Source organism: Providencia sp. AGC89, assembly GCF_053543535.1.
In genome coordinates this window covers 1-8843 of the sequence record NZ_JBIXLP010000035.1, presented here as the reverse complement: position 1 = coordinate 8843, position 8843 = coordinate 1, and the positions used below count along the sequence as shown (strand labels likewise).

Genomic DNA, 8843 nt, shown 5'->3' with positions numbered 1-8843 from the left:
GTTTGCCAGCGCATCACGGAACGACCAAAGGGATGACACTGGGCCGTATCGGGGTACATGTTTACCATTTGATAGCGATAACGGTCTTTCGGGATAATCGGGGACGGATAGGTGTAACACACCTCCTGATTTTTCCCGACGCTGTTCATCACCAACCCTTGCCGATGCAACTTAAATGCCATGCGCTCAGAAAGAAGAACCGAGGAAGCCTGCGGACTAAATTCATTGCCCGTATACCCCGTAAACGGATACATACTGCCTTGAGAACCCGCACACCAAAAGAGCGCATTTAAAGGCTTGCTGCCAATACTGGCAATCGCATCTGCGGCGCATGCTCCTTGCGCAATTGGATTGGCAAACACGAACGCTTCAGGGGCAATAATCGACGACAAAGAGCTGTCATTCCACAGTGGGTCTAACTCGGATAAATAGGCGATATCCATATCCCCACGCTCTAAACAGCCTGCCGAGGTAATGATATTGAGCCAATAGGTCAGTGGGTATTTGTACCAATGCACATGGTAAAACGCCCCTTGGGTTGCAGGGTCATTTTGCGTGCCTTTGCCCCCGCCCATCTTACCAACGTTGATGTTAAAGCCGCCTAAATTCACCATGCAATACGGTGAACGGGTCACATCGGTCAAAGCAAAGGGCTCCCAATAACCAATCGCTAAACCAATGCGGTATAAAATCCCCATCGGGCAAATTTGTATCGGCATCGACGGGTTTTCTGTATCCGGTGCCACACCAGGGAAAACAGGCACATTACCAATGGTCATCGGAAACAGGCAATCCCAACAAATATCGGTGATCGGATTAACAAAATTCCCTTCACACATCACATCGGCTTTCGCTGGCGTTGCTACTGTTACACACCCCAGTACACAGGCACTCAATAACCAACGGGTAAATTTTCTCATCGCCCCTCCTGCATTGCCGCTGAGACGATTTTGAGGTTGTCGCCCTCTTGCGTCACCACCGCCGGAATGTACTGAAGCCCGAGCTGACGACTTAAATTGCCCCCTTGGTCAAAGAACACGCGCGTATTGAGCGCCTGCGTCGCCTCTTTGATATTACCGTTGGTTAAAATGACTTTATAACGCAAGGTCGTGGGTTGCTGTGCGTTCATCCACGCGATTTGGCGGGGATCATCCGCATCTAAAAAGTAAAGAGTTTGCCCGAGTGCCACATGACTCAGCGGGTTTATTTTGTCGCCCTGTCGGGCAAACACCACGCCATTGTGATCGGCATAATCCCCTTGAACCGTAAAGGTCGGGTCGTACCACACTGTATGTGCTTCGGTATCAGTACTGAGCCAATCCACAGGCGGTGGACGCAGGGTGTTTTCAATCACGCGATCTTTAAAATCTTGTTGCATCTGCGCGATTTCGCCCGTCCCTTCCATTTGTTTTAACCGCCCTTGGATAAAGTCCAACATGCTTTGCTCTTGAACGGGATAGACATCTCCCCATACCCCGAGGTCTTTGGCGGTAACAAAACAAGGAACACTGAATAACAAGGCAATGACAGACAACTGTAATCGCTTCATTTCCCCTCCTTATTGGGCCATTTTGTCGGCAATCGCGGCTTGAATATCGACTGTGATATCTTCTGCGCCCATGACCACCGCAGGGGTGACTAAAATCAGGGCCTGATGTGACTGTTGATACTCGGATAAACTGTCACTGAGCGCCACTTGAAAACGGTGAGTGGCATCGGCGATTTGCTGTTCGCTCAATGGATTTTCGCTGTTAAACTGCATGGCCATTTGCTGCTGGTACTGGTTGACCGTGCCTGTCATGTCGAAAGTGACGGTAACGGGGGCAAGCCAGCGCACCACAAACACCGAAATACTGAAGCTAAGTACCACCGCAATGACCATAAAAAAACTCATGGCTTTTAAACATTGTTTGCGGCGACGGCTCATGCCTAGAGCAGGGGTTTTTACTGCCTTGTCGACTAATGTCGTGTTTGACTCTGCCATTGGGATAAGGTCTCCATTTCTTGTGGGAATTTGCGTTGAGCTAGTGCCAATAACGCCGCTTGTTGTGACAATCCTTCCGCCATGCGGTTTTCACGAAATTGGAAGTCATCCCCATCGGTTGAGTACAACGCTCGGCTAATCGGATCGGTTACCAACCGATGGAATGAGGAGCGCCCCGCAATTCGCAGCATAAAGGCACTAAAGTGTGCATCCCCTGCGGCAGGGAACCCTTCAATAATGGCGCGTTCAACAGGATTGAACTGGTCGGGATTCTTCTGATTGTATTTACGAAACGCTTCCATGTTTTGACGCAAGATAATTTTGAAGGAGGAGTTACTCCACGCGGCTTTCGCGGCGGTGCTGGCGCCATCACCGTCAAAGTCGTCAATCCCTTGCGAGATGGTAATGTACGACCCGCCGTATTTACGGGCAGTACGATAACCACCTTCAATAAAGTCGGCGACAAAGGAGCTCTTGTTATCCAGCAATTTCCAACCTTCATCAATGGCCGCGAGTTTTTTGATACTGCGCGCCGTTAAATACATCCGTTGTTGGATGAAGATCATCATGGAGAACATCACAGCGGCTAACAGGTCGGGTTTATTTTGCAGCCCACCCATTTCAAGTACGGTAAAGCGCACTTGCTCATTCAGTGCCGGCTTGTCACTGTTAAAATACGCCCCGTACAGCCCTTTGGTGGTGTATTTTTTCAATGCCACAATGATTTCTTGCATCTTATTTTGGACCGTACTTTGGGGATCAAAGTAGCCCATATCAACTTCGGCTTTAAGGTAATCGTGAACATCATCAATCAGGACTTGATTGCCTTTACGCTTGCTTGGTGCTTTCCCTTCCCATACGTCTTGAACGGCATTGAGTAGGATAGATTTAGACACATCATCCATATCACCCGAAGGGTTCGCCAACACGATGAGCAGGTCACGAATACTTTCTGCAGCCTCTTTAATGTCCACGACCCCCGCGAACGGATTAAACTTAAGGTCACGGGCATCAACATAAACACCCCCGAGGCTGTGACACAGTTCTTTATAGGAATCCCCCATATCCAGCACATACGCCCAACCGCCTGAATCAAGCACTTGACGGATCAGCGCTTGCATGAGAAACGATTTACCACTGCCTGACGTCCCACACACGGCGGCATTAAAGTTGTCGTTACCGAGACCAGAACCCCGCTCAAAAATGTCGAGAAAGGAGAGTTGATGCCGATACGACGGGATAGGTAAGCCTTTTTGACAAATTCGATTATCAGCCACCACAGGCAATAAGTTGGCGACATTAAAGGTTTTGGCTCTCAGCGTGCCGCCAGAACGTACCATGTCACCCCACAACCCTTCTTGCATCACAAAAGGGAACAGCGCCAAGTAGTTGCGTAATTGCATAAAGGTCGGTGGACACAGCTTCAAATAATTGGTGGTGTAGGTATTCATCAACGCCATTTCTGCTTTTAACGCTTTATCATCATCGTCTTCGCAAAATAAAGTGATACCGTAACTGAAACGTGCGAGGGCAATTTGATTGGTATCCAGCCCACTCTGTAGCCCCTTCCACTCATCAGCTTTACGCTTGACCCCAGGCACCCAATTGATGTACTTAGAGTTAGCCCGACTGTTATTGGTAATAAATTTTCTCTTGGCCTCATTTTGGGTTTTCACCAAATCTTCAACATACACGGTCATGGTAATGGCGAATGGGCAGGACACACTGGACGCAGGATCAAGCAAATTACTCAAGTTATCGCCCGTTTGCCACAAGGCAAACTGTGTCGGGTTTTTCTCCAACATATAATTCATGATACGGGTTTGGCTTTTTTGCCCTTTTTCCATCGATAACGACTGATGAATGGCATCAGGGCGAATTTCAAGGGTCAAAGAGCGGTCAGCACATTGATCATTGAGTGACTCATACGGATCAACTTTGCTGCTTGGCAATGCAATCTGGTCATGCCGAAAGTTGCTGATTTCACGTACCAGTTGAAGTAATCCTTTATCGTTCATTTGCTCACAATGTAGGGATGCGCCAGCCAAGGACTCCATGACGATACTGAGGGTTTGATTCACTTTTTGTAATGTCAGGGCATCGGCTTTTTTATGCTCTTCCGCATAACACACAAACAAACGGTAATTGCGTAACGATAACGGAAGATTGAGCTTGTTATCTAACCCCACCAAGGCACCGCGCTCGTAAAACGCACGAGTGATATGGTTAAACTTCTCCGCTTCTTCACCTTGCCACCCAAAGTCTTTTAGCCCATAGCTTAGCTGCTCGCTGATACACTTACTCCCCAATAACATGAACGTTAAGGGTATTTTGCGTGGGAGTTTATTACGCAAAAAATAATCCAGTGCATCGACAATTTTGTCATTGGCCCCCACTAAGGGCGTGCACTCTAACGCAAAACCAATGGTGGTTTTATTGATAAACAGACCGGATTTTGCATCATAATTACGATACGGTAAGAGGCTGCAAAAGGAGGGGTAATCCATGTTCTCCAAGGCCTCAGCCGCCCGTTTATTTCCATCCGGCTCTCGCCATGCGGTAAATAAGTTCTTGAATAACGCTTCTTGCAACGATACCGGTTCGGGCTCGTCATCAAACACAATGTCTTTTGACTTAGGGAGAAACGGGGCAATTAGCTTATCGATTAAGGACGGTTTTTCGTTCATGTTATTGGACTCTCCACTGACCATCTTTCACCACAAAAGAGACAACCGCAGGTTGATACAGGTTATCTTGTTCATCTATCCACGGGGCTATCCATAAGCGAGCCGTCGTGGTCGGTAATCGTTGAGGTGGTGCCATACCAATATCACCCCAGCTCGCCCAGGCTTGTGCCGTGTGTTGAATAGGGGGAAGTGCATTGGATGGCACGGATTTTTTAACGGATGCGGATGAAGGCTTAAATGCGCCTAACTCCCTCACGCTTTGTGAGGAAACGCGATTATCCTGCATCACAGTACGAACAGACTGAGCCGGAGATGCGGTTGTCACAACCGGTACTGTCGGGGTTGCCAACGGCGCTAACCGCGGCAACTCAACTCGCTTTTGGGATGTGCCCTCCCCATTAGCAGGATGGTTCCAAGACACATTTTGCTGTGCCGCTTTTTGATTGGCTTCTTCCATCGTCATGCAGCTGTCTTGCGCCGTGGCATTGCAATCAAAGGTATCTTTCATGCCCGCTGTACAACCGGCGAGCAAGGTTAATGCGCCTAGAATTAGGAATTTTTTCATAAAATGAACCTTATAAATGAATGACAAAAAGAAGTGTTTTGTGGAGAAATAACGATGAATTTGTGTCGCCGCTTATTCAGTGACGAAAAAAATATTTTTATTCATAACCATTTAATTAAATACGGTTAATTAACGGATAATCATGTACTTTTTGAGTACAAGTGAGTTTCTAGGAATTTGAATTTAAACGAAAGACGTTACTTGATGATTTTATACCAAAGCCTAAACCCGTGAAATTTAACACCGCCAAGGCTTCCAATAGCTATTTGGATTTTATTTTCTCAAATAATAATTTGATTAAAAAAAACAAGTTAAGCAGCACTGACACAATAAGTATGAACAATATTACTTCGCCGTAATCTGATACAGAATCAGAAAGATGATAGATATCAGAAGGTCCTCTACACCCTAAACAGTGAGCCATTAGTAATCTCCAATTTAATTAAGCACAATTATTAAGTGCTTTTATTTAAATTAATCCGTATAGAACAATTATTAATTGCAGCTCTCGCCGCATTAAAGTACGTCCTTTCTGCCTTAATCTCCCTATCCGCCCACATTAAATAATATATTTCATCAATCACCATGATTTTTCTCTTTGCAGCAACAGTGAATGAAGCAAGATAGTAATTATGGGTATTATTAATATTTGGCATTAAATGACTTAAACAAATAACACTCAATTCTTTAGACTTTATTTTCATTTCTTAAACTCTCTTGGTAAACTTTAATTGCATAATCGTAATCTACTTTAGAAACTTCGATTTGATTTTTTTCATTACCTAAATAATAGATAACCTCTCCATTTCGTTCTATTGATTTGAAAATTTCAAGCTTAGAATACCGCTCACCATTTGGAATGTGTTTTTCAATATCCTCACGTTTCCCCGAGTAAATTAACCAAGAAAAAAGAATAACTAAAAAAATCACCATATATAAAGGCAACCACCATAATTTTATTTCCATGTTAACCTTACCTTTTATTTAATTTTAAAACACAATTTATATCATGTTCGTTTTTACTTATTGATTTTTAGCTTTAATTTTTTTGATTAATGAAATTAGTTTTGCTTTTTCCGCATAAGCCCAATATCCCGTCACAGGGTCAAAAACAACAAAATCAGACTCAACAAAGCGTAATCGATAATAGATGGCTTTTTTCAATTCATACTCACGCTTCAACCTGGCATTTTCTTCCCTGATTTCTTTATCTCTTATCCCTGAAAAGTAGATGCCATATACCGCAGTACAAACAATACCCAAAACAATTAATACTATAGCGATAATTACCCTGTAAGTTTCGTTTTGCACTGCAGAATCCGTTAACACAAATAACAAGATAAAGAACATAGGAATTACCAGTAAATTATAGTTAGCAGGCATTCGTTCCGGTTCTTTTTCCAACACATCAAAAATTTTCGCTAACTCAGACCGTGATACTGATTGTCCCGCCGCACCGCCAACAACTAGACCGCCGCTTCCGACACCGACACCCGCACCATTCCAGTCATTATTGTGTGTCCCATTAGCCACGATACTTGCTAACGAAACGCCATCTGTCGGTAAATACGTTCGTTTCATGATATCTCCTTGCATGTCCTATTTTTTACTGTCCGTAAATTGGTAGTGCTTGGGTTTAGCTTTGTATTCGTCATACGTTTCTTTTTCTACCGCAATCCACTCCTTCAAATAAACAGGGAAGTTATCCGGATTTTCAGCTGTTTCTTTCTTTAAATGGTCGTATGCTTCAGGGTTATTTGGCTTATATTGGCTGAGGAGTTTATCTAAACGTTCATGTTTAATCGGAAACTTGCTTGCCAAATTAAACTTAACGCACATAATGGCAGTGATAACAAACGCAAGCAAAATCCCGGAAACATAGATTGGTAGGTTTAAATCATTAATTAACAGAGAGCCTATCCAATTTAAAATATAAATCATAACAACAACGATAAATAGATAGGTCAAAATAAGTGTTCTAGCTTGCCTTTGATTAAACACGTGATCAGGAATATTGTTTACCATCATAATATATCTAAATAACTTTTTATTTTTCATCTTTTAATTCTTTAAATTTCTCAGGTGATAATGAACTGGTATAGAAACCCGCATCACACTGATAACGATATAACCCATCAGCCAATTCATGATTTACAGGTGACGTGCAATGCTTAATAAAATTATTGATACGACGATACTCTGTATTCTGCTCCCAATAGATGATTAATCTCGAACTTAAAAAACCAAGTGCAGCAATAACACAAATAATTATAATAGTTTGCAATCGTTCCATTGTTTTCTCATTTTATTAAATTTGAAATTAGCGATTAGCTTGTTATTTTTTATAAGCTTTAATCGCCTCTTGATATTCATCCACTGACACATTTTCAATCACATCACCGCAATTGAGCTTATTAGTGTTTGGCTGAAATAATCCATTATCAATATTGGTTTCAATCAGCTGACATTGTGTTGTGTAATGCTCGCCTTTATTTATACTTTCAGCTTTATCAACGTATTCAATTTTATACAAACCTATAATAAGTATAATAGCGAATATGATTAATGCAGCCTTACCATACTCTTCATCGATTAATGCCATTGCAACAGTCAGGCAAAAAAACAACACGATAACAAAGGTAATAATAGTAGGTATTGATATTGCCACTCCCCATCCCTCTGCTATTTGATAGTTTCAAAGCTACGGTTATCGACAACTTTGGGAACGTCTCTATTGAGGATTTTAAGGAGCAACACCGAACGTGCTTCACCATCGGGTTCGTTATAAATTGCTTGAATACCCGCAAAAATACCGTCCGTAATGACAACTTCATCCCCTTTTTGCGGCAGGTTATCACTCATTTCTTTCACAAAGTCAGGTACAACCAGTGTCGCAATCACTTCATTCGGCACTACCACAGGGTTCTGGCCAAAGCGCACAAAGTAGTTCACCCCGCGTGTTGAACCAATTGTTGAAAAGTGGATAACTTCATAATCAAACTTCACAAATAAATAATTGGGAAATAACGGCTCCATCACTTTCTTGCGTCGGTTTCTCACCATTTTTTCCGTTTTGTAGGTCGGGTTATGCACAGTTACCCCTTGACGCTCAAGGTGCTCAATCGCACGTAAAACCTGGTCACGTTTACAATATAATAAATACCACTTTTCCATGATGACTCACTTTAGTTGATGGTCAGCACTCAGGATTTGTACAACCCAAACACTTAACCCGCTATAAATGGCTAAAAAGATGACCGAGTCCCAACTCACATGATGGGAAACAAATAACGCGGCCGGAGAAATCGTAATGAGTGTCATAAGTAACGTACTCAAACGCATCCGCTTTTTTAGCTGACGAATTCGGTTTTGCATTGGGCTGTACCTGAATGATGACAATGAAAATTAAGAATAAATAATGAAAGGACGTCTATTACTGCGGGCTATTCTCAACGGGGACGGCATCCCCTAAAGAAATCCGCTCTAATGCTTGTTTTGAAACGGTGATACCTTGGTTAATGGAGTTTTCCAGCGACTGACTCTCTTGCTTTTGCGATTTGGCTTTCTTCATTTGTTCAATAAACTTCAGCTGAAAACCTTCTTGGAA

General features: G+C 43.0%; 13 protein-coding genes. All 13 read right to left on the bottom strand.

What is annotated here, in order from left to right:
- The coding region (traU, locus tag ACIPUA_RS07160) for a conjugal transfer pilus assembly protein TraU (RefSeq protein ID WP_449059502.1) at positions 1-920 on the bottom strand (920 nt) is incomplete at its 3' end.
- Positions 917-1549 (bottom strand): type-F conjugative transfer system protein TraW, encoded by a 633-nt coding sequence (traW, locus tag ACIPUA_RS07155; RefSeq protein WP_449059501.1) that lies wholly within the window; start codon positions 1547-1549, stop codon positions 917-919. The genes traW and traU, both read right to left, overlap by 4 nt.
- Before the next feature lie 9 nt (positions 1550-1558).
- Positions 1559-1984 (bottom strand): type-F conjugative transfer system protein TrbI, encoded by a 426-nt coding sequence (gene trbI, locus ACIPUA_RS07150; protein WP_449059500.1) that lies wholly within the window; start codon positions 1982-1984, stop codon positions 1559-1561.
- The gene (traC, locus tag ACIPUA_RS07145; protein ID WP_449059499.1) at positions 1960-4695 is read right to left on the bottom strand and encodes a type IV secretion system protein TraC; all 2736 of its coding nucleotides are present in this window, start codon (positions 4693-4695) and stop codon (positions 1960-1962) included. Before traC ends, trbI begins: the two co-directional genes overlap by 25 nt.
- The gene (traV, locus tag ACIPUA_RS07140) at positions 4673-5236 is read right to left on the bottom strand and encodes a type IV conjugative transfer system lipoprotein TraV (protein WP_449059498.1); all 564 of its coding nucleotides are present in this window, start codon (positions 5234-5236) and stop codon (positions 4673-4675) included. Before traV ends, traC begins: the two co-directional genes overlap by 23 nt.
- A 455-nt stretch (positions 5237-5691) precedes the next feature.
- The gene (locus ACIPUA_RS07135; protein ID WP_449059497.1) at positions 5692-5940 is read right to left on the bottom strand and encodes a hypothetical protein; all 249 of its coding nucleotides are present in this window, start codon (positions 5938-5940) and stop codon (positions 5692-5694) included.
- The gene (locus ACIPUA_RS07130) at positions 5924-6202 is read right to left on the bottom strand and encodes a hypothetical protein (protein WP_283126741.1); all 279 of its coding nucleotides are present in this window, start codon (positions 6200-6202) and stop codon (positions 5924-5926) included. Before ACIPUA_RS07130 ends, ACIPUA_RS07135 begins: the two co-directional genes overlap by 17 nt.
- A 57-nt stretch (positions 6203-6259) precedes the next feature.
- Complete coding sequence (locus ACIPUA_RS07125; protein ID WP_449059496.1) at positions 6260-6817, bottom strand: hypothetical protein; 558 nt, start codon at positions 6815-6817, stop codon at positions 6260-6262.
- Positions 6818-6835: 18 nt separating this feature from the next.
- Positions 6836-7294, bottom strand: coding sequence for a hypothetical protein (locus ACIPUA_RS07120; RefSeq protein WP_449059495.1), 459 nt, complete (start codon positions 7292-7294; stop codon positions 6836-6838).
- Positions 7284-7529 (bottom strand): hypothetical protein, encoded by a 246-nt coding sequence (locus ACIPUA_RS07115; protein WP_449059494.1) that lies wholly within the window; start codon positions 7527-7529, stop codon positions 7284-7286. The genes ACIPUA_RS07120 and ACIPUA_RS07115 overlap by 11 nt, the downstream gene beginning before the upstream one ends.
- A 42-nt stretch (positions 7530-7571) precedes the next feature.
- Positions 7572-7904: a hypothetical protein gene (locus tag ACIPUA_RS07110; RefSeq protein ID WP_449059493.1), complete on the bottom strand. Its 333-nt coding sequence runs from the start codon at positions 7902-7904 to the stop codon at positions 7572-7574.
- A 14-nt stretch (positions 7905-7918) separates the two neighbouring features.
- Positions 7919-8410: a transcription/translation regulatory transformer protein RfaH gene (gene rfaH / locus ACIPUA_RS07105; RefSeq protein WP_152716364.1), complete on the bottom strand. Its 492-nt coding sequence runs from the start codon at positions 8408-8410 to the stop codon at positions 7919-7921.
- 6 nt (positions 8411-8416) lie between these two features.
- Positions 8417-8611: a hypothetical protein gene (locus tag ACIPUA_RS07100; RefSeq protein WP_038601416.1), complete on the bottom strand. Its 195-nt coding sequence runs from the start codon at positions 8609-8611 to the stop codon at positions 8417-8419.
- Positions 8612-8843 lie beyond the last annotated feature (232 nt).